The following is a 23,550-nucleotide window of genomic DNA, read 5'->3' as shown; positions in this document are numbered from 1 at the left end:
ATTCGGACAGACCAGGACGAGTGTCACCGGCTGATTCCGGCATCAACGGGAAAACATCAGTATAACACCGCCTAGTACAGGCATAGCCACCATGAAAAACCTTAATACAGGCAGGGAAACCATACGGGTGAATTTTGCCCCGATGAAAGCACCCGCCATCAACCCAAGTAATGTCTGAACGAAAAGAGAAAGTTCCAGATGCCCCGAAATGAGGTAACCGAGGCCGCCGAAGGCAGATATAGGGATAATGATCATCATGGTTGTGCCCACCGCTTTATATAAGGGCAGACCAAATATAAGCAGCATGCTGAGCTGAATGAAAGCGGCAGCGCCGATACCAAAGGCTCCTGATAAAAAACCATTTATTATACCTGTAATAAGAGCGATGATCCAAAAGCGGGAAGGAGAGGAAAATGAATGATTTATATGCAAAGTACTCGTTGTAAACTGAGAGTGAAAAAGTCTTACATACAAAAGAAGTGCAGAAATAAGCATCATCGCAGCTGTGGCTGCTTTTAAATCAGCGGAAGAAATATAATTGGAAACGCCGGCACCTATAAAAGCACCGATGGCGCCGCCTATGCCCATGGCACAACCAATTTTTAAATCTACGTTGCCTTCGCGCAAATGGCTTATCGCTCCGGATAAAGTAGTAAACATCATGGTACCGAGAGCTATGCCAAGAGCTGTATGGATTTTCACACCGAAGCCGACAGTCAGAAGTGTGATTGCCACACCGGCGCCGCCGGCACCGACAAAACCTATCATCGTACCCAGTATGAGCATGGCAGCAAATATCATGTAATCGCCTCGCAATTAATATTATCAGCAAAAAAATGAAGCATCATGATACGGAACGCTTCATTAAAAACAAATCGTTGATTTTTAGTGGTCAGAAGTTTTGCTTATATCGATCCAGCCGACAGCATGCGAGTATTTTTCCAACTCAGCTGTTGTCAGTTCAATTGCACTGTTGGAACTGCCGCATGCGGGGAACACAGTGGAAAATCGTTTAAGTGATTCATCCAGATATGTTTTTATTCCTTCTTTCACGGCAAAAGGGCATACTCCGCCTATAGGATGCCCTGTCAAATTTTCGACTTCATCGGCTTTAAGCATAGCAGCCTTTTTACCAAAAAACTGTTTATATTTATGATTGTCAATTTTTTTGTCTCCGGCAACAACGATCAATATGGCTTTATCATTTAATTTTAAAGATAAAGTTTTTGCTATACGTGCTTCGTCACAATTCACCGCTCTGGCTGCCTCTGCGACGGTTGCACTTGAAACAGGAAATTCCATGACAGAATCTGCTCTGCCCAGTTGAGAAAAATAAGCCTTTACGTTATCAATAGACATTTTTACTGCCTCATTTCATACAATATGTTAACAATTATAGTGCAAAAATGTTTAAGCGTAAAGTTTATTAAATATTGGGGCATAAAAAAGATGATCTTTCATGTTTATATGGCTGCCGAAGATTTATATTATCTAAGTAAAATAGAAATTGATAATTGCACTCCTGAAAGAATGCAGTGACAGTTTATTTTTTTGTGCGGAATATCAGCCTGCCGAACGGCAATAAACCTAATCTTTAAACAAGTGTGCACACACAGCGACAGACTGCGATGTCAGTCCGACAATGCATGTTCCGATCCAGCCGAAATGTTGAAATGCCCATGCACCTGTATACGTTCCCAATGCTCCGCCAATAAAAAAAGTAATCATGTATATTGCTGTGATGCGGCTTCGCGCCTTTTCGCTCAATTGCTGAATTTTAGTCTGGCTGCTGATATTACAGCACTGTACACCGATATCCAGCAAAATGATGCCTGTGATCAATCCCCATAAATGATAGCCCCAGATAATAAATACAATATATGAAAAAATAATAATTGATATACTGATGCCAATACTAAAATTTGGTCCTTTTCTGTCTGAAATACTCCCTGCCATCGGAGCCAGTAAAGCTCCCGCAATACCTATTAAACCAAACAGACCGGCAAAATTTGATCCCAGATGGTAATTTTCCTGTAATAAAAATGTGAGCGATGTCCAAAATGCACTGAATGCGCAAAATGCCATCGCACCTATAAGACTTGCCTTGCGCAGTCCCCGAAAATTTTTGACTATTGGAATAATAGACCGCAGCGATTCACTGTAAGTTATTTTTGATAAAGCATCAAACCGAGGCAATTCCAGATGCAAAATTATCATAAGACAGAGCATCATCAATGCCGCTATGAAATAGATGGTTCGCCAATTATATATTTGGGCGATAAAACCGCTTGCCACACGAGATAATAATATCCCCGTGAGGATTCCGCTCATAATACTGCCAATAACTCTGCCTCGCTCTTTTGGCGCAGCTAATTGAGCGCCGAAAGGAAGCAGGATTTGTCCTATAACTGAAGTGAATCCGACCAAAAGTGATGCGGCAGCTGTTACATACAAATCTGGTGAAAAATATATGGTCATAAGCGCACAGCCTGAAGAAAACAGGACAAACAGAACAAGCCGGCGCCTTTCCAGTATATCGGCCAGCGGTAAAATGAAAAAAAAGCCTAACGCCAGACCCAGCTGTGTCAATGTTGCAGTTAATGCGGCACTTGACTGCGTGATATGATACTCAGCGGCCAGCTGATAAAGCAACGGCTGCATATAATAAAGATTGGCCGTCACAATACCGCTGGCTGCCGCCATAACCCAAATAAGTCTTTTTGTGAGCCGAATCTGACCTTCCGGTAAATTTTGTTTGCTGTGTATAAATATTTTTTCCATAAAAGATTCCCGGCTTTCCTGTAGTTTTTAATTTATCACTATATATTGTTTTTTTATAAAAATAACTATACAATGTTTTTATCCTATTACAAGAAGACCAATTATCATAGTATAATTTCTATTAGTATATAACAGGGGGAATTATTATGGATGATAACATAATACAGCGCAGAGAATTAGGAAATTTCTTAAAGACGCGCAGGGAAAAAATACGTCCGCCGCAGGTCGGTCTGCCGGACAGCACGAGGCGCCGCACTCCGGGTCTGCGGCGTGAAGAAGTTGCCTTGCTGGCAGGGGTCAGTGTCACTTGGTATACATGGCTTGAGCAGGGACGTTCCATAAAGGTTTCAGATGAAGTAATGCACAGTATTGCCAGAGCATTGATGCTGAATTCTCATGAAATAGCCTATATCTTCGAATTGTCGCAATCATCCTTGAGACATAATATATCGGGCATGAAGACAGCACATTCTATATTTCAGAATGTATTGGACAGTCTTGTCTGTTCGCCATCAACTATGATGGATAAATATTGGAATGTGATTGCCTGGAACAAGGCTGCTAACGCTGTATTCGTAGATTTCGATAAGCTTGATGTCGTTAACAGGAATATTATCCAACTGATGTTTACCAACGAAAAATATCAAAGCTTATTTCCTGATTGGCCCACAAAGGCAAAAAAATGCTTGCTGTTTTTCGTGTCTCCTGCGCCGAATTTATCAATGACCAGTGGTTAAAGGAATTTGGTGGTTCTTTGCAGGCAAAGAGCAAATACTTCCAACAATGGTGGCCGCTGCATAATGTGGCCGCAGAACAGGAATTGAAAAAAATTATTCGGCATCCGACTATAGGAAAATTGTATTTTGAACATACTGTTTTTTTGACACCGGAAAATAATTTTAAAATATATATTAATACACCTGCAACAGGTACAAAAACAAAAGAAAAAATTGAAAAACTGCTTAACGTGCAGCAGAAAAATATCTAAACAAGACCTTATAATGCGCCTGATATGATTCATAGTCTGCCGTTTAAGAAGAGTCTCCAGTCGACACTGTGCTTTTATTTGGCAGCTATGAATAAATTTGTGCCATATTTATCTTCAGGGAACACTGTTGTTTTTATCCATATTAATTTACCTATGATAAATATAATATATTTGTATTTTACTTATGGATGAACGGCAGGTATACTTATCCTCAGTTGGAAGGAGAGGATAATAGTGCGGAAATATATCAAAGGAACTTTATATGCACTCGTTTTTGCGGTTCCCGCTTATTTTCTTGGGAATATGTTTCCTATTATAGGTGGGCCGGTTTTTGGCATACTTTTGGGAATACTTGCCTCAGGTTTCAGACGGCCGAAATCTTTTGAAGCAGGCATAAAATTTACAGGGAAAAAAATACTGCAATATTCCATAATTCTTTTAGGATTTGAAATGAACCTGTTCAATGTGCTGAAAGTCGGATCACATTCTCTTTATGTAATGATTTTTACACTGCTGACGGCATTTTTGACGGCGTGGCTGATAGGTAAATATCTGGGTCTTGACTATGATACGACTATACTTATCGGTGCGGGTACAGCCATATGCGGCGGTTCAGCAATAGCTGCCCTGGCTCCTGTCATAGGGGCAAAGGATAAGGATATAGCTTTTTCTATATCGACGATTTTTCTTTTTAATGTTATTGCCGTTTTTCTTTTCCCGTTTCTGGGACATACAATGGGAATGTCTGATACAGGATTCGGTATGTGGGCAGGAACAGCTATCAATGATACTTCTTCTGTGGTTGCGGCAGGTTATTCCTACAGTACTGCGGCAGGAGGGTATGCCACTATTGTAAAATTGACACGTGCATTGATGATTGTTCCTGCTTGTATATTTTTCGCGGCACTAACTATGCATAAAGGAAATAAAAACAGAAATTTCAGTATAATAAAAATTTTTCCGTGGTTCATCTTATGGTTTGTCACAGCGGCTGTTGTCAATACAACAGGCATTCTTTCTCCGCAGTTTTCACATACTCTGGCAGGAACAGGAAAATTTTGCATAATATTGGCGATGAGTGCGATCGGTTTGAACACAAATCTTCGATTATTGGTAAAAAATGGTTTTCGGCCTATCTTTCTGGGGTTGTGCTGTTGGTTTGCCGTCGCGGTGGTTTCGCTTGTTGTTCAGCACATGGTGGGGCTTGTATGAGCAGAAGGGAAATATAAAAGATTATCAGTCTATGCTATAATGAATGGCAGAATATAAGTTTATAGGTGGAGGTATAACAATGGCGGATGAAAGAATTATCGCAGCACTTGATGTACGGACGCTGGCAGAAGCTGAGAAACTGGTGGAAAAGCTTGGTGACAGTATCGTCTTCTATAAGGTTGGCATGGAGCTTTTTTATGCCGTCGGTCCGGAGATAATAAAATATTTGAAAGGGAAAAACAAGAAAATATTTCTTGATCTGAAGCTGCATGATATACCCAATACGGTGGCTGAAGGTCTCGTTTCGCTCATGAGGCTTGGTGTCGATATTTTCAATGTTCATGCTTCAGGCGGTTTTACCATGATGAGCAGAGCGGCACAGCGGGTGAGGGAAGAAGCGGATAAAATGGGAATAAACCCTCCCAAATTGATTGCTATAACAGTACTCACAAGTATGGACGGAGATGATTGGGATGGGCTCGGTATGCACATGCCTATAGATGAACAGGCGGTGCGGCTGGCGCTTTTATCTAAGGATGCAGGGCTTGACGGTGTTGTGGCATCTCCTCATGAAGCCGCAAGGATACGAAGGGCATGCGGAAAAAACTTTATGATCGTGACTCCTGGGGTGCGGCCGACAGGCAGTACTGCGGATGATCAAAGCCGTATTGCAACACCTGAGCAGGCATTGAAAAATGGGGCCAGCCAGATTGTCGTCGGCAGACCTATTTATAAGGCTGATGATCCGCGTAAGGCGGCGGAACAAATACTTGCAGAAATAAATCCAGCAGACTGTTGAGAGGTAATTATGATAATATTGGCATCGGCATCACCAAGGCGCAGAGAATTATTGACACAGATAGGCTGTGAATTCATTTTCGAACCATCTGAGACAGAAGAGGTAAAGACAGGCTCTCCTAAGAAACTGGTATGTGAGAATGCTTTATTGAAAGCCGGACAGATAGCGGCAACGCATAAGGACATGTGGGTAATAGGAGCAGATACCGTCGTGGCAATCGGCGAAGAAGTATATGGTAAGCCTGCCGATGAAGCTGATGCCATTTCTATGCTCCGAAAGTTGTCAGGCAGATCACATCAAGTTTATACTGGGATTGCGCTGGTTTATAATGATAAATACTGGCAGGATTTTTCTGTCACTGAAGTTGAAATGGCAGTCCTGACAGAAAAAGAAATAGAAAGATATGCGGCCAGCGGAGAATCTTTGGATAAAGCGGGATCATATGCTATACAGGGGAAAAGTGCAGTTTTTATAAAAAAAATAGATGGTTCATACTCAAATGTAGTGGGACTGCCTCTGCATAAATTATATGCGCTTTGCAAAAAAGCGGGCTGCAATCTGATAGAGGAAAACTAACACATAACTCAGCCGTTTGCCTATATAGTTAGAAAAAAACCGCCAGTCTTCAATGGTGACATTGGGCGAAGCTTCTTCTTCATGGGGCAAGGGTTCACCTTTAGAAAAGTCGATGTAAGAATCATATGCATCAGAGCGAGAATAATTAAAAAAAGATGAAGAAAAGGATCAGAACAAGCAGCAAGGAAATGCAGTACCTGTTGTTGAAATGGTGTATGAGCATAATAACAGCCTTCGTATGTTTTTTAATTGTATATAAAAAACGTATGAGTGTAAGGGAAACACGCTTGATCCGCACAAAAAACATATGAACTTGATTTTATTAAACATCAGGAGTTTCCTCAGTCAGCCGTTATGGACTGGGGGATTTTTCATTTTATGACGGCTGTTATTGCCTGTGTGGCAGCTTCTTTATGTCAGAAAAATTCTTACAAGAAAATCAGATTTTTTCTGCTATATATGTTAAAAATAATGTACTATACTGGCATTGTCAGTAGTGGAAGCGGATTCAACTAAAAGAACAGGTTGAGTTTCATCCATCAAAAAGAAAGGAGTTTTTTTATGTTCAATCTATTATATCAATTTTTTAAAACCGGTCCGGATATCGAACAAATCAAGGAAAACGGAGCTGTCAAGAAAAAATTCAACAGCATGCGTTGGCGTGTATTTGCCTCTATCACGATCGGATACGCATTTTACTACATCATTCGCCAGAGCTATTCGGTCATCAAAAAACCGCTTTTGTCTTCCGGTATTGTAACCCCTGAGCAAGTAGGCATTATTGGCTCTATTTTTTTTATTACTTACGGCTTGGGCAAATTTACCAACAGTTTCCTTGCCGACCGCATGAACAATAAACGGTTTTTTTCATTCGGTCTTTTCATTTCATCTTTGACAATGGTCGGTATGGGGCTTGTAAATTCGTTTGTTCCGTTGGCAGTCCTATGGGGGTTAAACGGATGGTTTCAATCCTATGGCGCGGGTCCATCTATCGTTGCATTGAATCAGTGGTTCAGCAACAAAGAGCGGGGCACTTTGTACGGTGTATGGTTCACGAGCCACAATTTAGGTTCTTCCTTTGCATACTTTGCTATTGCGGCTGTTGTATCTGCTTATAATTGGTCCATGGGATTTATTGCTGCAGGAAGTATCTCTTTAATCGGTACAGCCTTCATTTATTTTGGCATGAGTGATCGCCCGGAAACACAGGGCCTCCCCAATGGGGCTGTTTATTATGGAGAAAAAACGCAAGCGCAGGCAGAGGCAGAAAAACAAAAATCCGTTGGTGCTATGCAATGGAATACCGTTGTCAAAAATCCGGCGGTCTGGATCCTCGGATTTTCTTCTCTTTGTGTATATATTGCCCGATATGCCGTTGAAAGCTGGGGCGTTGTATATCTTACTTCTCAAAAAGGCTATGATATGATGGGAGCTGCCGGCGTCATGGCATATATGCAGGTGGCTGGTATCTTCGGGGCACTGCTGTGTGGTGTTATTTCCGATAAATTTTTTAATCATAAACGGAATGCACCGGCGCTTATTTATGGCATATTATACTCTTTATCAATTGCTGGTTTTGTATGGGCTCCCCAGTCCTTCACCATGGATCTTTTCTGCATGACCTTCTACGGCTTTACTATGGGAGCATTGGTTTGCTATATGGGTGGCCTTATGGCCGTCGATATCGTACCGAAGCGCGTTACTGGTGCTGCTATGGGGATGATTGGTCTGCTGAGCTACGCCGGTGCCGCTATTCAGGAATTCGTCACGGGCAAATTGATGACCATTTCTGTCGTAAACGGTGTTAAAGTATATGATTTTGGCTTGGCAACAGAATTCTGGGTTGGTGCAGCCGTTGTTTCCACCTTACTGGCACTTTTTGTTTGGAATACCAAACCCAGGGAAGATTAACAAGTTGTCTTTTTCCTCTGGATATTGCAGCTTTAGCGTGGGACGGAGGATTACGATTGGATAAACTTAACGGGAATATGTGTATAAAATGCAGAATTTACTTAAGATTAATACAAAAGGGTGGACAGTGTGCTATAGTTGATTAAGCATATGAATAGATTAAGCATACTATACTTGAAGTTTAAAGGAGAGCGTACAGGAATGAAGAGAAAAAAACTTATAATGACTGGGCTTGTGGCAATCAGCCTTTATTGCGGTGCAGGAGTAATATATACGCCGGCTGCACAGGCAAAGGTATCCTATGATGTATTCGATTTTGAAGCGCATCGGGGCGGACGTGATGCCAGACCGGAAAATACGCTGTATTCCTATGCTTATGCAATGGAAATGGGAGCGACATCTATCGAATGCGATATGCAGCTCACAAAAGATGGACAAATAGTTATGAGTCATAATCCGATACTGAATCCTGATATAACCCGTGATGAAACAGGTAAATATGTGTCCGGAGGGAAATATGACATACGTACAATGACAATTGACCAACTGCGCAAATTCGATGTAGGTGTGATGGACCCTAAGAATGGCGAATACTATGATCTGCACGGGCGTACACAAATAACGCATGACGCCAAGATCCCCACGCTTGAAGAGCTGCTGCAGCTTATACAATCCTATGGGGATAAAAAAATCATACTTAATATAGAAACTAAATCTTATCCTGACCCGGCTAGTATAGGCTATAAAAATAATGCCGATCCGAAAAAATTTGTTCAAGTATTCAATGATATCATAAAGAAGTATGGTATGGAAAATCGTGTGGTGCTCCAATCCTTCGATTGGCAGACATTAATCGAAATGAAAAAATTAAACCCCAATATTACTACATCAGCATTATGGCAGGAGCAGCCCTCTTGGGGACGGGATTCCGAATCACTGCGCCGTTATGAGAAAGCGAAGTCGCCCTGGCTTGGAGGGCTTGACATAAAGGACTATAACGGTGACCCTGTGCGCGCAGCGCATGCCATCGGAATGGATATAATATCGCCGTATTTTACAGAACTGTCTAAGCAGGATGTGGAGGAAGCGCATTCACTGGGCATGAAGGTAGTACCGTGGACAGTGAACAAAGAAAGCGATATAAAAATGTTGCTGGATATGGGTGTAGATGGAATAATATCCGACAAACCATGGGTTTTGAAAAAAGTATTGGAAGACCGCAAAATAAAATTGCATGATCCGGTAGTTAATGTACAAAGTCCATACCATACGGGGACAGCCCATAATGAAACAATATCCGGTGAAAGAAAAGGCGGCAATGATGCGGCTTACTGATTCATCAAATGAAAAATAGTTTACAATAATATGGGAGACAAGTAAATATAAGCTTGTTTCCCATATTTATTGGTACAGCTAAGCAGATTGGAAATAATTTAATGTCCATTGAATCTTTTCCCTTGAGATTAAAATTAATACAATTTATCGTGGTATATTTACTGCTGGTCATTGACAATTATAGGAAAGGAAAGTATATTTTTATTGTAACTGAATATTGTTGAACAGGTGTCGTAAGACTTGATAGAGAAGCCGGTAAAAGCCGGCACGGTCCCGCCACTGTAAGGGGAGCTTATCGCATGATGTCACTGGAAATTTTTTCCGGGAAGGCGCGAATGGGCAATGAACCTGAGTCAGGAGAACTGCCTGTTTGAAAATCACCATTATTACCTGCGAGCGATAGGGAGGAGATTATCTTGGTCACTTCATAGATAAAAGCCGTTTCTTTTTAGGAAGGGCTTATTTTTTTGCTGTTTTTCAAGGGAAAAATTTATTACCCAATAATGTAGATCCTGGAATTTTAATAAGAATATAACAAACAAAGAAGTCAAAATATATCATAGAAAGAATAGTTACTAAATTGGAAAAAGTAAATAGGAACATCTGCCTAGTATAATTTTCTATCTAAAATTGTCATGTTTCCGACTGACAAATTGTTATCCTAGGCATATTCTTAAAATATCATTTTTATTATGTAATTGTTTTCTAGCATCATATATTTTGTAAGAAATAATTGTTTATGAGAAAAAGACATAAAATGAGAGTTATTTGGGCAGATATAGTTTAAAATACTAAATTTTATTTCCAATTACTTAATAAATAATGAAAATAGAAGAGATACATAAAACTTTAAATATTGCATATCTTTACTTATTATGTGGAAAGAGTTAAACATGGATTTTTTTGATGGTCTTATTTTAGGATTTACACTGCAGCTTTCAATAGGGCCTGTTTTTATTGCTGTACTGCACCACTCCATTACAAGAGGCTCTATTGAAGCAATTAAAATGGTATTTGGTGTTGCGTTAGTGGATTTTTGTTATATTCTTTTATCAGCAGGAGTTGTTGCTAATTTAATTCAATTACCATCTGTGAATCATATCTTCACTATAATTGCTGCAATAGGACTAATTTTATTTGGAATATCTTATATTGTAACTGGGCTAAGAAAGAAAAACAGTGATATAGGGGAGAAAGAAAAAAATGTCTGCAATAGTTTTTTATATGGCATTAAACTTACATCCATTAATCCACTTACAATAGTTTTATGGGCAAGTACGCTTGGCGCTCTGCTCAGTTTAAAAAAGATCAGTGGATTAATAAATATTGCGTTAACTATATTGGGGTGTGTTTCTGCTACTATTATATTCTTAGGCGCAGTTTCAATTGCCGGAGGGAGGATCAAAAAACACTTGAATATCAAGCTTGTACAACATTTGGATATTGGTGCAGGTGCAATTTTAATTGCTTTTGGTATTACTATTATATCTGGATTCAATTAATATAGCATAGCATTACATATTGTTTGAATAAGTTGAAATTGTCAGGGAGGTATAAGCATGAGTAATGTCTATTCAACAAATTCTCCAAAATATAATTTACATTTAAAATGGAATGATACGAGAAAAGAGGCGTATTTGTATGAAAAATTGCAAAATCAAAAGGTTCAATGTGGATTATGTCCACGTAAATGTGTAATCCAGTCTAACTCTGTTGGTTTTTGTAAGGTGAGAAAAAATATAAACGGAAAATTATATGCTCAGTCGTATGGTAAGGCCGCCCATGTCACGGTCGAAAAAATTGAAACAGAGGCATTATTTAATTATGCTCCTGGAGCACAAATATTATCACTTGGAAATTTTGGATGCAATTTGGATTGCGATTATTGTCAGAATTGGATGTATTCTCAATTTCAATATACTAAACCAGAATATATTCACGAGTACACTACACAGTCTATTGTTGAAATAACCTTAAAAAATAATGTAAAAATACTATCTTGGACGTATAATGATCCTGCAGTTTGGTTCGAATTTGTAATTGATACTGCACGAGAAGCGAAGAAATACGGAATAAAAAGCCTATTTAAATCGGCGTTTTTTCTATCGAGAGATGCCGTAATACAATTATGTGATTGATATTTTTGCTATTTCTATTAAAGCTATGGACGAAGCTTATTATAAACAATTTACAAAGGGATGGTTATTGCCCGTATTGGAAAATACCAAATATATACATTCTACCGGGATACATTATGAACTCAGTAATTTGGTGGTTACTGGTCTAACAAACAATGTTAATAACTACGATAAAATGATTGATTTTATTCTCAGTGAATTATCTCCGGATATCCCTATTCATTTTACAAGGTTTCATCCTGATTACAAATATATGCAATATGCTAAAACTCCAGTTGAAGATGTTATGGAAGCGCGTAAGCGTGCATTAAAACGTGGGTTAAAATATGCATACATTGGAAATGTTTTTGAAAGTATTGGGTTAAATACTTATTGCCCAAATTGTAAAGAACTGCTTGTGGAAAGATATGGTTTGTGCACATATGTAAAAGATTCATTGCTTTCCAACGGTAAATGTTATAAGTGTGGGTATCAAACGGGAATTGAAGAACCATATTTAATGACCAAGAAATAATCTGGTAATATGTTAAATCCATAAAAATAAAGAAAACATTCAATGCTGAGTATTATTTGCACAAGATGAATATGGAAGCACAATAAACAAAGGCAAGAAAAGATGTTACCAGCTTTTCATAGTGAGTAGCAACTCTACGAAAAATTTTGCCATATGACTTATCGTCCAAGATATTACTATCTTTCATTTCATGTAACTTTTATCTATAGTATAAGGTAGTTGTTAAGCTTTTAAGCAAAAACTACAGGGTTTAGCCAGAGGAGGAAAAAGAGGTAACATTTGCCAAAATTACTATATCTATTGCAGTATCAAAATTTTTTAAACAACATGTAATAAAAAGGAAATACGCTTTGTACGTTGGCAGATTTCTGCTTACAAAACTTATTATACAAGGAGAAATTGCAATATGAAGAAACTAGAGCATATTTGGGATAATGAGTTCTTTTTAATGCATATAGAGTTAGAGTCTCAGAGTGATAAATCATATTTTATCTATATAAAGCGGAAATTAGGTTATGAGATATTGGTTGAAGAAAAACATTTTGATAAAACTAACAGTAGGCCAAGGTTTATTATTTCAAGAACACATCCTAAAGAAAAAGGCCTAATCATTGAATATCCTGATGAAATTATTTTGACTGCATATAAAATTGATGATAGAGCTTATTATCCCACACAATACTTTTATAGATTTTAAGTTAGTACATATTTGCAGTAATTTATTGACAATTATAAGAAAGGAAAGTATATTTGTTATTGTAACTGAATATTGTTGAACAGGTGTCGTAAGACTTGATAGAGAAGCCGGTAAAAGCCGGCACGGTCCCGCCACTGTAAGGGGAGCTTATCGCATGATGTCACTGGAAATTTTTTCCGGGAAGGCGCGAATGGGCAATGAACCTGAGTCAGGAGAACTGCCTGTTTGAAAATCACCATTATTACCTGCGAGCGATAGGGAGGAGATTATCTTGGTCACTTCATAGATAAAAGCCGTTTCTTTTCAGGAAGGGCTTATTTTTTTGCTGTTTTTCAGGGAGATGACGAATTTGCGATACTGGTATAAGCTTCATCGATGGATCAGCCTGATTTGTGTAATATTTTTTTTGATGCTTTGCATCACGGGGCTGCCCCTTTTATTTAAAATGGAAATACATGATCACAATATGATGCAGGAAAATATGTACCATAAGGCATTTGACTATTCTTCTGTATGGGATTATGCAGAGACAGGTGCTGATACAATATTGAACAAATATCCGGATAAGGTCGTACGGGCAGTCTCTGTACAGCCGGAGGAAGGGCGTATGCTCTACCGGGTGCAGGATAAATATAGTAAAAAGCTGGTGGATGCACGCTTGAGCATGGGCGGAGAGCAGATCGCGTTTTATCCGGATACGGCTGCGCTGCAAAACTGGCACAGAGAGGACGTAAAATCACAATTCATTGCCCAATTTATGCATGAAATGCATGTGCTGCATATGTATATGGGCTTTGGTAAGGGGGGGATGATATTTTTAGGATTTATGTGTCTGCTGAGTTTTATATCGGTGGTATCGGGAATGTTTATTTACGGACCGTTTATGAAAAAAAATAGATTTGGCAAAATAGACAATAGGACATCGTCTGCAAAGTGGTTCGGTTGGCACAAGTTTTTGGGGATTGCCACAGCGGCGTGGGCGGCACTTTTATGTTTCAGCGGTGTAATGATAGTTATCTTTTCTCTTGGTTATGGAAGTTACATCAGCAGTGCAAAAGCGGAAGCGGCAAAAAATATGTCTGCGCAGGTAACTGCTGACAATATTGGACTTCCGGCAGCGATCAGTTTCATTAATCAGCAATTCAGCAAAGATTATATTTTATCGGTTGATATGCCCGATAAAAAATTGAATCATTCGCGTTATGTTTTTTATATGACACCGGCTAAGGACAGACCCACAGAGTTTATGGGCCAATTGGTTTTTGTCGGCGCCGATGCACAGGGAAATATGCAGTATTATACAAAAGAGCTGCCGGTTTATTTGTCAGCTGCTGCAGCTTCACTGGATCTGCACGTGCATAATCATGATACATTGGCACTTAAAATTATCTGGGCAATTTTAGATATAATCACAATAGTTGTTATCATAGCAGGCTTTGCAGGATGGTGGAAACGTGCAGCAAAAGTAAATAATACTTCTGCGAAAAGCAATTTTTCCGCAGAAGTCCTATCAAATCAAAATATTTGGTTAATGCCTGTTTGGATATTTGGGCTGAGTGTGGCCGGTATGGTATTGCCTTTGTACGGCGCTGCTGGAAATATGGAAGGCAGTGCGGCGTGGACAGCAGCCTTTGTGTTGTGTTTTTGGCAATGGTTCAGAAAAAAGCAGCAGTGAGATGGGGGCAGTCTTTTCAGGATATCTATTTACGCGGGCTTAGAGTATTGTATAGTGGCAAGTGCATGACAAAAATTTTGCTAAATGATATAATAACGTAAATAAGAATTAGGAGAGATAATAATGACCGAACAGGAAGTAAAAGATCTGCTGATGCAAACAAATGCTGTAATGGAGGGACATTTTCTGCTTACGTCTGGATTGCACAGCCCAATGTATGTGGAAAAATTCAACGTGTTGCAGCATCCCAGGTATACGGAGGCTCTTTGTAAAGAGCTGGCTGAACGTTTTGCTGATATGCAGGTTCAGACTGTGGTCGGTCCTATGACAGGCGGTATTTTATTGGCTCACGAGGTCGGCAAGGCATTGGGGACACGAGCTATTTTTACTGAACGTGTAGATGGAAAAATGGCTTTTCGCCGCGGTTTTTCACTTAAAAGGGGAGAACGTGTTCTTATCGTTGAAGATATAGTTACGACCGGCGGTTCAGTCAAGGAAGTTATTGACGTCGTCCGCAGTGAAGGGGCTGTACCTGTCGGTGTAGGGCTGCTTGTCGACAGAAGCGGCGGTAAGGCTGATTTTGGGGATGTGCCTCATAAAGCTCTTCTGAATCTTAGCGTTACAGCTTATAAACCGGAGGAATGTCCTCTTTGCAAAAATAACATTCCAATGACAAAACGCGGTCGTACGGGTAAATAAAATTACAGCGGTGGTAGTATGAAGGCGGCAACAAAAGAAAAAATACTGTCTCAGGTCAAAGCATGGGATTATATGAAAAACCTGCCGGAACAGATGCATGGGTTCAACTATGTTCTGCTGATGGAAGAAAAGGGAGATGTGCTGGATCTTTATCGTTACGAAAATAAAGAAGCACACCGCAGTATAACGGTATATTACCATGAAGAGACCAGTGAGTATAAGCTGCGTATGCGGATTGGGCTGACAGAATTTTGTGTCATAGAATATATTTATGCTGAACTTGAAGCTTTTCAGGAAATACTTCAGGAGAGATGTTCTGGCCTGCTGGCTGATATGCAGACTTTTAATCCGGAACATATAACTTCCATCATTCATGACAAAAAAATTATGCAATGGGATTATAAGAAAAAATTGCCGGAAACTTTTGCAGGATTCAGATTGTTTATAACGCCTGATCAGCCTGTTCGTATTATAAATGGTTCATATATTGTTTTTGATTACAGCGATTTTACCAGCAAAAGTAATTTTATAATTTATTATAATGTTTTTCGTAATGAATTTTTTGGGGAAAGCCGTATTTTTGATATCCCTGAGGTCAGCTATGATTTTGACTCGCATGAATTGCAGGAACTTATCAATAAACTGGATGTGAAGCTTTTTCCTTATTTGCAGGAAATAAGGACGCGGATTGACTCAAAATAATGAAAATCAGCTCTGCCGGTGGTATAGGCAGAGCTGATTTTTATTTTCTGACATAGGGAATACATTCAACTGCGCTGCAGTTTTTTTATATCGCGGAAGATAATAACGGAGCAAATAAGAGCAGCGCATGCCAGAATGAACAATAAAAATAATGCATTTTGACTGCCCAGCATAGTAGCATAAGGCAGCTGGTCCGGCAGACGTTTTTGTTCGGCAGAAATCAAGGCACTGACAACGGCTGTGCCAATTGCTCCCGATAGTTGCTGGAATGTTGTACATACGGCATTTCCATCGGCTCGTAATTTTGCCGGAAGCTGCCGCAGGCCATTCGTCATTGATGTACCGCTGCTGAATCCCTGACCGATTGTGAATATCGTATAGATGAGTACAAAAAGCATTGTTGTCAGATGCTGCGCCAGTATACTGTATAAAAAGGTTGCTGCGATCATGCAGATATTTCCTATGATAATGGGTTTTCTGGCACCGATACGATCCATTATCCGACCGCTTAATGGAGTAATGAAAGCACCGATAATACAGCCTGGCAGCAGCAACAGCCCGGCCACCAATGCTTTTTCCCCGGAAACAAGCTGTGAATAATTGGGGATCAAAAAACCAAGGCCGAGACAGAGAAACTGCACGATGCCTATGACTATTACACTAAGTGTAAATGTTCTTATATGAAAAACAGACGGATAAAAGATGGGATGCGCGCTTTTGCCTGCATACTTATAAAAAATTATAAAAGTCATAATACATATGAAAAATGCACCAAGAATAAAGGGATCGTTCCAGCCAGTGTTCCCTGAAGCGCCGGCAGCAAAAATGAGGCAGCTGAAACTGATGGACAGAAGAAGGAACCCGAGCCAATCAAAAGGTGTCCGCACAGGATTTGCAGTAGAACGTATAGAAAATACACCGACAAAAAAGGCGGCGGCAAGCAGAGGCAGCAGGGCAATAAAAATCATTCTCCAGCCCCAGTAGTTGATGATAAAACCACCGAAGGAAGGCCCGACAGCCGGAGAAATAGCAATTATAAGGGTTGCTGCTCCCATCATTGTGCCCAGATGATTCAGGGGGACCTGATCCAAAACTATGTTGAACATCAGAGGCAGAGCAATTCCTGCCCCAAAACCTTGCAGAATTCTGCCTGCGAGAAGAATAAAGAAGCTTGGGGCAAATGCATCAAGAATTGTACCGGCTGTAAAAAAAATTTCAGCGGTTATGAATAAGGATTTTAATGTGAAATTTTTTTTGAAATAGGAAGAAGCGGGGATAATTACTGAAAGAATCAGCAGATAACCAGTAGTAAGCCATTGTACGGTTGAGGTGTTTATTTGAAATTCTCGCATAAGTGTGGGAAAGGTAACATTCATGGCTGTTTCGATGACGACACCGGTAAATGCCATAATACCTGTGGCAATGATTGACATAATTAATTTTGTATCAATTTTTCGTTCGTAATTTTCCATATGAAAAATTCCTATAATTTAAATTGTATTGGGTGTTTTTCCATGAGCTGCGCCATAATTTTCAAAGTATGGACAGTAGTACGACAGTCCTGCTCATTAAGGGAGCTGAGTAGTTCAGCAAGTTTACAATGATATTGATGGATATATTTGGCAACATATTTTTTGCCAAGCGGTGTCAAGTTGACAGTTGTAACGCGATGATCTTTGCTATAGGCACGGTTTTTGATCAATGTATCAAGTTCTTCAAGCTCATTAATCAATTTTGTGATGCTGGGCATAGTGGTACGGAGAACTTTACTTACATCACTAATGCGTACAATATCCTGGGCTGATAAAATCTCAACGGCATGTAGCACGTGCAGATGGCGCGGTTTCATCCCAAGCGGCAGAGCCGGCATCTTTTCAATAATTTGTTTGCCGTAAAAGCAGGCATCAAGCAGTTCTCTGATTAAATTTGGAGTCATAAATACCACACTTTATAAATAATTATTAAAAGTAATTACTAACAGTAAATATTATAACGGACTTTTTACAAATAGTAAATCCAAAATATAAAAACAGCCTTGGATATTATCCAAAGCTGTCAAAAAAATATTCAGTTCCTAATGATGGATAATTGTAAATAGATGGCTTTGTATCATTCTGCGCTATGCAGAGCCTTCAGCACTTTTACTGCCATTCCACGCATTTTATCGGTGGGAACAGAACAGACAGCAATGCGAACACCTGCCTTAAGCGGTACGGCAAAGATAAGATCATCGTGCATTTTATCACATACTGCGGCGGAATCCTTGGCGGGAATTGAAAGGAAAAAGCCTGCCTTATATGGCAATGCATTCAGGCCGCATGCTTTTGCCTCTTCCATGAATATGGCACCGCGGCGGCGTGTCATTTGATAAAGAGCGTCACGTTCTGCCTCAAATTGTTTTTGGAGAGCAGTATCCTTGTTTATGGCAACGAGCAGAGCCATAGCACCATGATTTATGTTGGACCAGGTGGAACGGCTTGTATATTTGTTTATATCAGCAAACTCTGTGATGACTTCTTTGGAGGATGACAGGCCTATCATCGCCCCGCAGCGCTGACCATAAACAGTATAGCCTTTGGACATGCTAAAGGTAAATATTGTGAGGATATTATCAGGAAGATCAGAGAATTGGCGCATAAACTTGCGTGTTTCATTTTTTTCACCGGCGAAATCAATGTAAGCAATATCGACCATTATGGTAATTTTCTTATCCGATTTTTTTGCATGCTCTCTGCAGACGTCAAGGACATCCGACCAATCTGTTTCAGTGAGGCTGTAACCTGTAGGATTATGTGCAGGGGTATTTATTATTATCAGCAGAGAATTCTGCTTGGACATGAGTTTATCTACTTCAGCGGTAAAACCTGCTATATTGAAATTTTGTTTTTCGTCAAAAAGTGGATAGGTTACGAGCTTTCTGCCCACTTCACGGCAAAGCATATTATATGTACCCCAAAACCAGTCAGAAGTTAGTACGCTGTCACCTGTTTCGGTGTAATTCCAGATTGTATGATGAATACCGCCTGTGCCGCCGGCAGTAGCCACTGCGGCCGTGTACCCGTCTGGCCTATGGTCGCCGAATGTGAGTGAGGTAGTCATATCAAGATAATCGGGAACACCGGAAATAGGAGCGTAAGAAATAAGATCATTTATGGGCAGTGTGCGCAGGACTTTTTCTACGATCGGTATGCAAGCCAATTGCCCATTATCATCCATGATAGCGCCGATTGTTGCGTTTGTTACTTTAGCACTGCCATACTTATCGACAGCTTTCCTGCAAGCAGCGCTTGCTCCGAAAATGACATCCTTTGCTACCTTTCCCACTGAATGAGAGGCGGCCATGCTTGAAGTCAAAATAATTCCCCCTAAAATTTTAATTAATGCAATATTGTTATGAATTTATAAACTTCTGGATAAACTACAGATATCCTGCCAATTTAAAAGAGTATTCTTGTATACTTCTGTATTCTTTAGGATTGCAGAGGAAAAAACTATATGGTCAGGGCAAGCAGCAAAAGAGCATCTGAAGCAAAGGACGATGCTCTTTTTAGACTGCGAAATTTTTGATATTATGCTATAATTAATGAATTAAGATTCGTTATATCAGGCTTGGACAGGGTGTGTAGATATTGGAAGAAAAAATTTTTTTATTGTATACGGATAATCCTGCGCAGACAAAACGTCTGGGAGCTTTTTTGGGAGAAGCCGGCCGCAGTGGTATAGTTGTCTGCCTTGAGGGAGAGCTTGGTGCAGGAAAAACGACGCTTACACAGGGGATGGCAGCTTTTTTGCACTGCAACAGCGCGTCAAGTCCTACTTTTAATTTAATGAATGTGTACGAAGGCGATGTATCTATTTATCATTTTGATCTGTATCGGCTCAACTCAGAAGATGACTTGTATGAAATCGGTTTTTATGAATATGTGCAGGAAAATGGAGAAATAATAATTATTGAATGGCCGGACAGATTTTCTGATGCCCTGCCCGAAGATAATCTATATATCAGAATGTGTGAACAAAAAGACGGAAGACGTAAAATAACTGTAACGCTGAACGGCATGAAATACCAAAAACAGTATGAGGAGTTGAAATATTTATGCCAGTCCTTGCGATAGATGCGGCAACGATGGTTTCTAGTGCTGCCGTGGCAACGAAGGATAGATTGCTCGCGGAAGTTGTTATGCAGCTAAAGAAGCCTCAGTCTGAGGTGCTTATGGGACATATAATGGATGCATTGGCAATAGCGCATGTTGATAAAAGTGAATTGACAGGTATTGCGGTCAATATAGGGCCAGGTTCATTTACAGGTTTGAGAATTGGTCTGGCAGCGGCTAAAATGATGGCCTATGCGCTGGACATACCTATAGCGGGGATCAGGATTGATGAGGTACTGGCCTATCATTATCCTGTCGAAAATATCTACTCAGCAGCTTTTGTTGATGCTCAAAAGGGAAATGTCTATTTTTCTCTTCAAAAATGGGATAAAGGATGTCTGCAGACTGTACGGGAAATGACTGTACTTGAAATGGCTGAGGCTGTAGATATTTGTGAAGGCATGGACAGACCGGTTGTTGCTATGGGGGATGTTGTGCAGCGGCGACTGGATGAATTTGCGCGGTGCCTTAATACCAGACCGGCGCTGCCGCATCATATAATGCCTCGGGCGGCAAATACTGCATTTGCAGGTATACATAGATTGGCATCCGGCAGGTGTGACAATGTCATGACATTGGAACCGTTATATATAAGACGTTCCGAGGCTGAAGAACTCTGGGAAAAGAGACGGAAAGAGCAGGATAAGAATTGAAAATAGGCTTTAGAAGAATGTTGCCTGAAGATGCAGAAGGGGTAGAAAAAGTGGAAAAATCCTGCTTTTCCATGCCATGGTCAAGACAGTCGTTCTGGGAAGAAGCGGCAAAAGAGGATGCCTGTTATTTGCTGGCAGTGGATGAAGAAGGCGGCAGTGAACAAATAATCGGTTATGCGGGAATGTGGCTGGTGTTCGGTGAAGGACAAATCACCAATGTAGCTTTGCTTCCGAAATACAGGGGCAGAAGGATAGCAGGATTATTGCTGAAAAAAATGATAGAAACAGCGAAGATAAAGGATATTTCATCTATAACACTGGAAGTTCGCCCCAGTAATGAAAAAGCAATCCGCCTGTATGAAAAATTTGGTTTTAAAAGTGTCGGCAGGCGCCCGCATTATTATCTGGACAATAATGAAGACGCCGAAATAATGTGGCTGATATTTTGAATGTATTATATGGATGGAGATGATAATAAATGCATCAGTATTTATTTTATATAGGTGATTTTCCCATACGTTCTTATGGTCTGGTCTTGTCGCTGAGTATCATTCTTGCTGTAGGTGTGGGATATTTTCTGGCAAAGCAGGATGGAAGATGGCATGAACATATAGTCGATCTGGGAATTTATTCCGGTGTGGCCGGTATTTTAGGTGCACGCTTGTGGGATGTCTTCTTTTTTGACTGGGACTATTACGGAAATCATATTACAGAAATATTCAATGTATGGCAGGGCGGAATGGCTATACAGGGAGGCGTGTTTTTAGGAACGATAGCGGGGATTATATATGCAAGAAAGCATAATATAGATGTATTGGCATTGGCGGATATTCTGGCACCGGCTATAATTTTGGGTCAGGCGATAGGGCGATGTGCAAATCTGCTCAATGGTGATGCTTTTGGTACACCGACTGGTACAGGATACGGAATTATATACCCTGCTACTACTTTGGCACATCACGTATATGGCAGTCAGCCTCTCTGGCCGGCAGAAGTTTGGGAAGGTCAGCTGGATATGGTCATTTTTGCACTGCTGCTGCTTTTCCGTTCGTTTAAGCATGGCAGAGGACAGGCCTTTACTCTTTATGTGATGCTGTATTCGGCAGCCAGATTTTTTCTCGAATTTTTGCGCGGTGACTACAGTGAATTGGTTTTCGGTATATGTACATCAGCTCAGATGACAAGCATTATAGCGTTTGTACTTGCGCTTGCCGGCTTTATTTACTGTGGCTGGAGAGACAGAAATAGAAAAGATACTGCAGAACCTATAAAAACAGGCAGGACATCTAAAACGAAAAGAAGATAATCTGCTCAGGGCAGCAGTGAAGGAGGCGAAAGTATGAAATGTCTGAAAATGATTGTACGGTTTTTACTCATAACAATTGCCGTGTCAATATCTTCTTCTACCTCGGTATTGGCAGCGGAAGCAAATATCCGCGTTGGTTTGTGGACAGGTCAGTCAAGTATAATGATCTCTGCCAATAAGGTTTTTTCAGTAAAGGATCCAGGGACGAATGATATATTCGGCAAGTATAATGCCGGTGAAAAAATATTGGTAACACAAAAAAACGGACGTCTGTATATAAATAATCTTCCTGCTAAAAGCATGGTGCTTTCTGTTCAGGCAGAGGGAGAAGATGGCCGTACAGAAGTAAATAAGAAAGCATATCGTGGGAGGATTCTCATAAAAAAGGCAGCTGAAGGAATGACAGTTGTAAATGACCTGCCGCTTGAGCAGTATCTGTACAGTGTGGTCCCGGAGGAAATGCCGTCAACATGGCCGGCGGAGGCATTAAAGGCACAGGCTGTAGCGGCGAGAAGCTACGCACTGTATAGTCTTAATCGTCATGAAAATGAAGGGTTTGATGTCTGCGCGCTGGCACATTGTCAGGTGTACGGCGGCAGTAACGTAGAAAATGATATAGCAAAAAAAGCGGTGGATGATACAAGAGGGCAAGTATTGGTTTATGCGCATAAACCTATTTTTGCGGCTTTTCATGCCAGCTCTGGCGGAAATACAGAAAACAGCGAGGATATATGGGGAACCTATATTCCCTATTTGCGCTCAGTAAAAGACTACGACCAGAAATCGCCCGCTTATCATTGGACTTTACAGATATCGCCCACAGACTTGAGTGAAAAATTGAGACAGTATGGCTATGATATAGGAAATCTCCAGACTGTGACATTGTCAGGATTTGGCAGCGGTCAGTCTGACCGGTCTGAAAACGGTGCAGTAAAGACAGTTATATTCAGCGGTGATAAAAGCATTGTAAAATTGACGGGCAGCGAAGTACGCCGTGTAATGGGATTAAAAAGCACTAAATTTGCAATTGATGTAATCATACCTTCTCCAAAAAAAATAAATGTGACAATTGATCAATATTCTGGGTACAGCAAGGATATTGATGTTGATCTGCCGGATTACAAAGTTCCTAAGATGATGACGGGAGCGGGCAACATACACCCGATCACGAATCGCAGCGGAGAAGTTGTGGAAATAGAAGGATATGGATCAGGACACAGAGTGGGCATGTCACAATGGGGTGCAAAGGCACTTTCTGAACAGGGCTATGATTATCAGGCTATTCTGTATGCATACTATAGTGATGTTTCTATAGAAGATTGGTATTGATCAATATCAGTCGGCGGTGCTGTTTCTGCCGCAGCAATGATTATTGTGAATGAATTGGAATCGGCTCTGCAGGACAGGCTG

23 protein-coding genes, 1 pseudogene and 2 riboswitches are annotated in these 23,550 nt (G+C 40.3%); of the genes and pseudogenes, 18 read left to right on the top strand and 6 right to left on the bottom strand.

The features are described from left to right. Positions 1 to 42: 42 nt before the first annotated feature. From I6758_RS10060 to I6758_RS10050, 3 genes are all read right to left on the bottom strand, one after another. A complete protein-coding gene (locus I6758_RS10060) occupies positions 43 to 801 on the bottom strand; it encodes a sulfite exporter TauE/SafE family protein (protein ID WP_196605129.1) in 759 nt (252 codons plus the stop codon). Positions 802 to 885: 84 nt separating this feature from the next. Then, positions 886 to 1,359: a YbaK/EbsC family protein gene (locus tag I6758_RS10055; protein ID WP_196605128.1), complete on the bottom strand. Its 474-nt coding sequence runs from the start codon at positions 1,357 to 1,359 to the stop codon at positions 886 to 888. A gap of 228 nt (positions 1,360 to 1,587) precedes the next feature. Next, a complete protein-coding gene (locus tag I6758_RS10050) occupies positions 1,588 to 2,781 on the bottom strand; it encodes an MFS transporter (protein ID WP_196605127.1) in 1,194 nt (397 codons plus the stop codon). 146 nt (positions 2,782 to 2,927) lie between these two features. Between I6758_RS10050 and I6758_RS10045 the strand changes: the two are divergent. The 13 genes and pseudogenes from I6758_RS10045 to I6758_RS09980 all read left to right on the top strand — a co-directional run bounded on the left by I6758_RS10045 (position 2,928) and on the right by I6758_RS09980 (position 16,027). Then, a pseudogene (locus I6758_RS10045) lies at positions 2,928 to 3,769 on the top strand (helix-turn-helix transcriptional regulator). A 231-nt stretch (positions 3,770 to 4,000) separates the two neighbouring features. Beyond that, positions 4,001 to 4,981 (top strand): YeiH family protein, encoded by a 981-nt coding sequence (locus I6758_RS10035; protein ID WP_196605239.1) that lies wholly within the window; start codon positions 4,001 to 4,003, stop codon positions 4,979 to 4,981. Between the two features lie 79 nt (positions 4,982 to 5,060). Beyond that, the gene (gene pyrF, locus I6758_RS10030) at positions 5,061 to 5,780 is read left to right on the top strand and encodes an orotidine-5'-phosphate decarboxylase (protein WP_196605124.1); all 720 of its coding nucleotides are present in this window, start codon (positions 5,061 to 5,063) and stop codon (positions 5,778 to 5,780) included. A gap of 9 nt (positions 5,781 to 5,789) precedes the next feature. After that, positions 5,790 to 6,356 (top strand): Maf family protein, encoded by a 567-nt coding sequence (locus I6758_RS10025; RefSeq protein WP_196605123.1) that lies wholly within the window; start codon positions 5,790 to 5,792, stop codon positions 6,354 to 6,356. 561 nt (positions 6,357 to 6,917) lie between these two features. Continuing rightward, positions 6,918 to 8,267: an MFS transporter gene (locus tag I6758_RS10020; protein ID WP_196605122.1), complete on the top strand. Its 1,350-nt coding sequence runs from the start codon at positions 6,918 to 6,920 to the stop codon at positions 8,265 to 8,267. A gap of 201 nt (positions 8,268 to 8,468) precedes the next feature. Then, entirely contained in the window at positions 8,469 to 9,602 is a 1,134-nt protein-coding gene (locus tag I6758_RS10015) for a glycerophosphodiester phosphodiesterase (protein WP_196605121.1), read from the top strand. 209 nt (positions 9,603 to 9,811) lie between these two features. After that, positions 9,812 to 9,986: riboswitch (cobalamin riboswitch) on the top strand. 509 nt (positions 9,987 to 10,495) lie between these two features. Next, the gene (locus I6758_RS10010) at positions 10,496 to 11,104 is read left to right on the top strand and encodes a LysE family transporter (RefSeq protein ID WP_196605120.1); all 609 of its coding nucleotides are present in this window, start codon (positions 10,496 to 10,498) and stop codon (positions 11,102 to 11,104) included. 57 nt (positions 11,105 to 11,161) lie between these two features. Further along, positions 11,162 to 11,740 carry a radical SAM protein gene (locus I6758_RS10005; RefSeq protein ID WP_196605119.1) on the top strand — a complete coding sequence of 193 codons (579 nt, stop codon included), beginning with the start codon at positions 11,162 to 11,164 and terminating at the stop codon, positions 11,738 to 11,740. Then, on the top strand, positions 11,733 to 12,254 hold the full coding sequence (locus I6758_RS10000; RefSeq protein ID WP_196605118.1) for a hypothetical protein: 522 nt from the start codon (positions 11,733 to 11,735) through the stop codon (positions 12,252 to 12,254). The genes I6758_RS10005 and I6758_RS10000 overlap by 8 nt, the downstream gene beginning before the upstream one ends. Positions 12,255 to 12,660: 406 nt before the next feature. Next, a complete protein-coding gene (locus I6758_RS09995) occupies positions 12,661 to 12,951 on the top strand; it encodes a hypothetical protein (protein WP_196605117.1) in 291 nt (96 codons plus the stop codon). A 64-nt stretch (positions 12,952 to 13,015) separates the two neighbouring features. Continuing rightward, positions 13,016 to 13,190: riboswitch (cobalamin riboswitch) on the top strand. A 110-nt stretch (positions 13,191 to 13,300) separates the two neighbouring features. Beyond that, positions 13,301 to 14,626, top strand: coding sequence for a PepSY-associated TM helix domain-containing protein (locus I6758_RS09990; RefSeq protein WP_196605116.1), 1,326 nt, complete (start codon positions 13,301 to 13,303; stop codon positions 14,624 to 14,626). 123 nt (positions 14,627 to 14,749) lie between these two features. After that, positions 14,750 to 15,325 (top strand): orotate phosphoribosyltransferase, encoded by a 576-nt coding sequence (gene pyrE, locus I6758_RS09985; protein ID WP_196605115.1) that lies wholly within the window; start codon positions 14,750 to 14,752, stop codon positions 15,323 to 15,325. A gap of 18 nt (positions 15,326 to 15,343) precedes the next feature. After that, complete coding sequence (locus tag I6758_RS09980) at positions 15,344 to 16,027, top strand: hypothetical protein (RefSeq protein WP_196605114.1); 684 nt, start codon at positions 15,344 to 15,346, stop codon at positions 16,025 to 16,027. A gap of 65 nt (positions 16,028 to 16,092) precedes the next feature. Here I6758_RS09980 and I6758_RS09975 read toward each other — a convergent pair whose 3' ends face one another. The 3 genes from I6758_RS09975 to I6758_RS09965 all read right to left on the bottom strand — a co-directional run bounded on the left by I6758_RS09975 (position 16,093) and on the right by I6758_RS09965 (position 19,381). Next, positions 16,093 to 17,499 (bottom strand): DHA2 family efflux MFS transporter permease subunit, encoded by a 1,407-nt coding sequence (locus I6758_RS09975; RefSeq protein ID WP_196605113.1) that lies wholly within the window; start codon positions 17,497 to 17,499, stop codon positions 16,093 to 16,095. 11 nt (positions 17,500 to 17,510) lie between these two features. Further along, positions 17,511 to 17,963 (bottom strand): MarR family winged helix-turn-helix transcriptional regulator, encoded by a 453-nt coding sequence (locus I6758_RS09970; protein ID WP_196605112.1) that lies wholly within the window; start codon positions 17,961 to 17,963, stop codon positions 17,511 to 17,513. A gap of 173 nt (positions 17,964 to 18,136) precedes the next feature. Continuing rightward, positions 18,137 to 19,381, bottom strand: coding sequence for a pyridoxal phosphate-dependent aminotransferase (locus tag I6758_RS09965; RefSeq protein ID WP_196605111.1), 1,245 nt, complete (start codon positions 19,379 to 19,381; stop codon positions 18,137 to 18,139). Positions 19,382 to 19,656: 275 nt separating this feature from the next. On the opposite strand from I6758_RS09965, the gene tsaE reads away from it, so the two are divergent. Genes tsaE through I6758_RS09940 form a run of 5 tightly spaced genes read left to right on the top strand, consistent with a single transcriptional unit; the run spans position 19,657 to position 23,469 of the window. Beyond that, complete coding sequence (gene tsaE, locus I6758_RS09960; protein WP_231038623.1) at positions 19,657 to 20,142, top strand: tRNA (adenosine(37)-N6)-threonylcarbamoyltransferase complex ATPase subunit type 1 TsaE; 486 nt, start codon at positions 19,657 to 19,659, stop codon at positions 20,140 to 20,142. Continuing rightward, the gene (gene tsaB, locus I6758_RS09955) at positions 20,124 to 20,834 is read left to right on the top strand and encodes a tRNA (adenosine(37)-N6)-threonylcarbamoyltransferase complex dimerization subunit type 1 TsaB (protein ID WP_196605110.1); all 711 of its coding nucleotides are present in this window, start codon (positions 20,124 to 20,126) and stop codon (positions 20,832 to 20,834) included. The genes tsaE and tsaB overlap by 19 nt, the downstream gene beginning before the upstream one ends. Further along, the gene (rimI, locus tag I6758_RS09950) at positions 20,831 to 21,283 is read left to right on the top strand and encodes a ribosomal protein S18-alanine N-acetyltransferase (protein ID WP_231038622.1); all 453 of its coding nucleotides are present in this window, start codon (positions 20,831 to 20,833) and stop codon (positions 21,281 to 21,283) included. The genes tsaB and rimI overlap by 4 nt, the downstream gene beginning before the upstream one ends. 29 nt (positions 21,284 to 21,312) lie before the next feature. Then, positions 21,313 to 22,140: a prolipoprotein diacylglyceryl transferase gene (gene lgt, locus I6758_RS09945; RefSeq protein WP_196605109.1), complete on the top strand. Its 828-nt coding sequence runs from the start codon at positions 21,313 to 21,315 to the stop codon at positions 22,138 to 22,140. Between the two features lie 33 nt (positions 22,141 to 22,173). Further along, positions 22,174 to 23,469, top strand: coding sequence for a SpoIID/LytB domain-containing protein (locus I6758_RS09940; RefSeq protein WP_196605108.1), 1,296 nt, complete (start codon positions 22,174 to 22,176; stop codon positions 23,467 to 23,469). Positions 23,470 to 23,550 lie beyond the last annotated feature (81 nt).

It is taken from the genome of Pectinatus haikarae (assembly GCF_015732185.1).
In the GTDB taxonomy this organism is placed as follows: Bacteria; Bacillota; Negativicutes; order Selenomonadales; family Selenomonadaceae; genus Pectinatus; species Pectinatus haikarae.
The sequence above is the reverse complement of the archived record's forward strand: the minus strand, read 5'-3'. Positions and strand labels throughout refer to the sequence as shown.

Coding starts and splice junctions, on each gene's coding strand:
- I6758_RS10060 (WP_196605129.1), bottom strand. CDS start 801: ATGATATTTGCTGCCATGCTCATACTGGGTACGATGATAGGTTTTGTC.
- I6758_RS10055 (WP_196605128.1), bottom strand. CDS start 1,359: ATGTCTATTGATAACGTAAAGGCTTATTTTTCTCAACTGGGCAGAGCA.
- I6758_RS10050 (WP_196605127.1), bottom strand. CDS start 2,781: ATGGAAAAAATATTTATACACAGCAAACAAAATTTACCGGAAGGTCAG.
- pyrF (WP_196605124.1), top strand. CDS start 5,061: ATGGCGGATGAAAGAATTATCGCAGCACTTGATGTACGGACGCTGGCA.
- I6758_RS10025 (WP_196605123.1), top strand. CDS start 5,790: ATGATAATATTGGCATCGGCATCACCAAGGCGCAGAGAATTATTGACA.
- I6758_RS10020 (WP_196605122.1), top strand. CDS start 6,918: ATGTTCAATCTATTATATCAATTTTTTAAAACCGGTCCGGATATCGAA.
- I6758_RS10015 (WP_196605121.1), top strand. CDS start 8,469: ATGAAGAGAAAAAAACTTATAATGACTGGGCTTGTGGCAATCAGCCTT.
- I6758_RS10010 (WP_196605120.1), top strand. CDS start 10,496: ATGGATTTTTTTGATGGTCTTATTTTAGGATTTACACTGCAGCTTTCA.
- I6758_RS10005 (WP_196605119.1), top strand. CDS start 11,162: ATGAGTAATGTCTATTCAACAAATTCTCCAAAATATAATTTACATTTA.
- I6758_RS09995 (WP_196605117.1), top strand. CDS start 12,661: ATGAAGAAACTAGAGCATATTTGGGATAATGAGTTCTTTTTAATGCAT.
- pyrE (WP_196605115.1), top strand. CDS start 14,750: ATGACCGAACAGGAAGTAAAAGATCTGCTGATGCAAACAAATGCTGTA.
- I6758_RS09980 (WP_196605114.1), top strand. CDS start 15,344: ATGAAGGCGGCAACAAAAGAAAAAATACTGTCTCAGGTCAAAGCATGG.
- I6758_RS09975 (WP_196605113.1), bottom strand. CDS start 17,499: ATGGAAAATTACGAACGAAAAATTGATACAAAATTAATTATGTCAATC.
- I6758_RS09970 (WP_196605112.1), bottom strand. CDS start 17,963: ATGACTCCAAATTTAATCAGAGAACTGCTTGATGCCTGCTTTTACGGC.
- tsaB (WP_196605110.1), top strand. CDS start 20,124: ATGCCAGTCCTTGCGATAGATGCGGCAACGATGGTTTCTAGTGCTGCC.
- lgt (WP_196605109.1), top strand. CDS start 21,313: ATGCATCAGTATTTATTTTATATAGGTGATTTTCCCATACGTTCTTAT.
- I6758_RS09940 (WP_196605108.1), top strand. CDS start 22,174: ATGAAATGTCTGAAAATGATTGTACGGTTTTTACTCATAACAATTGCC.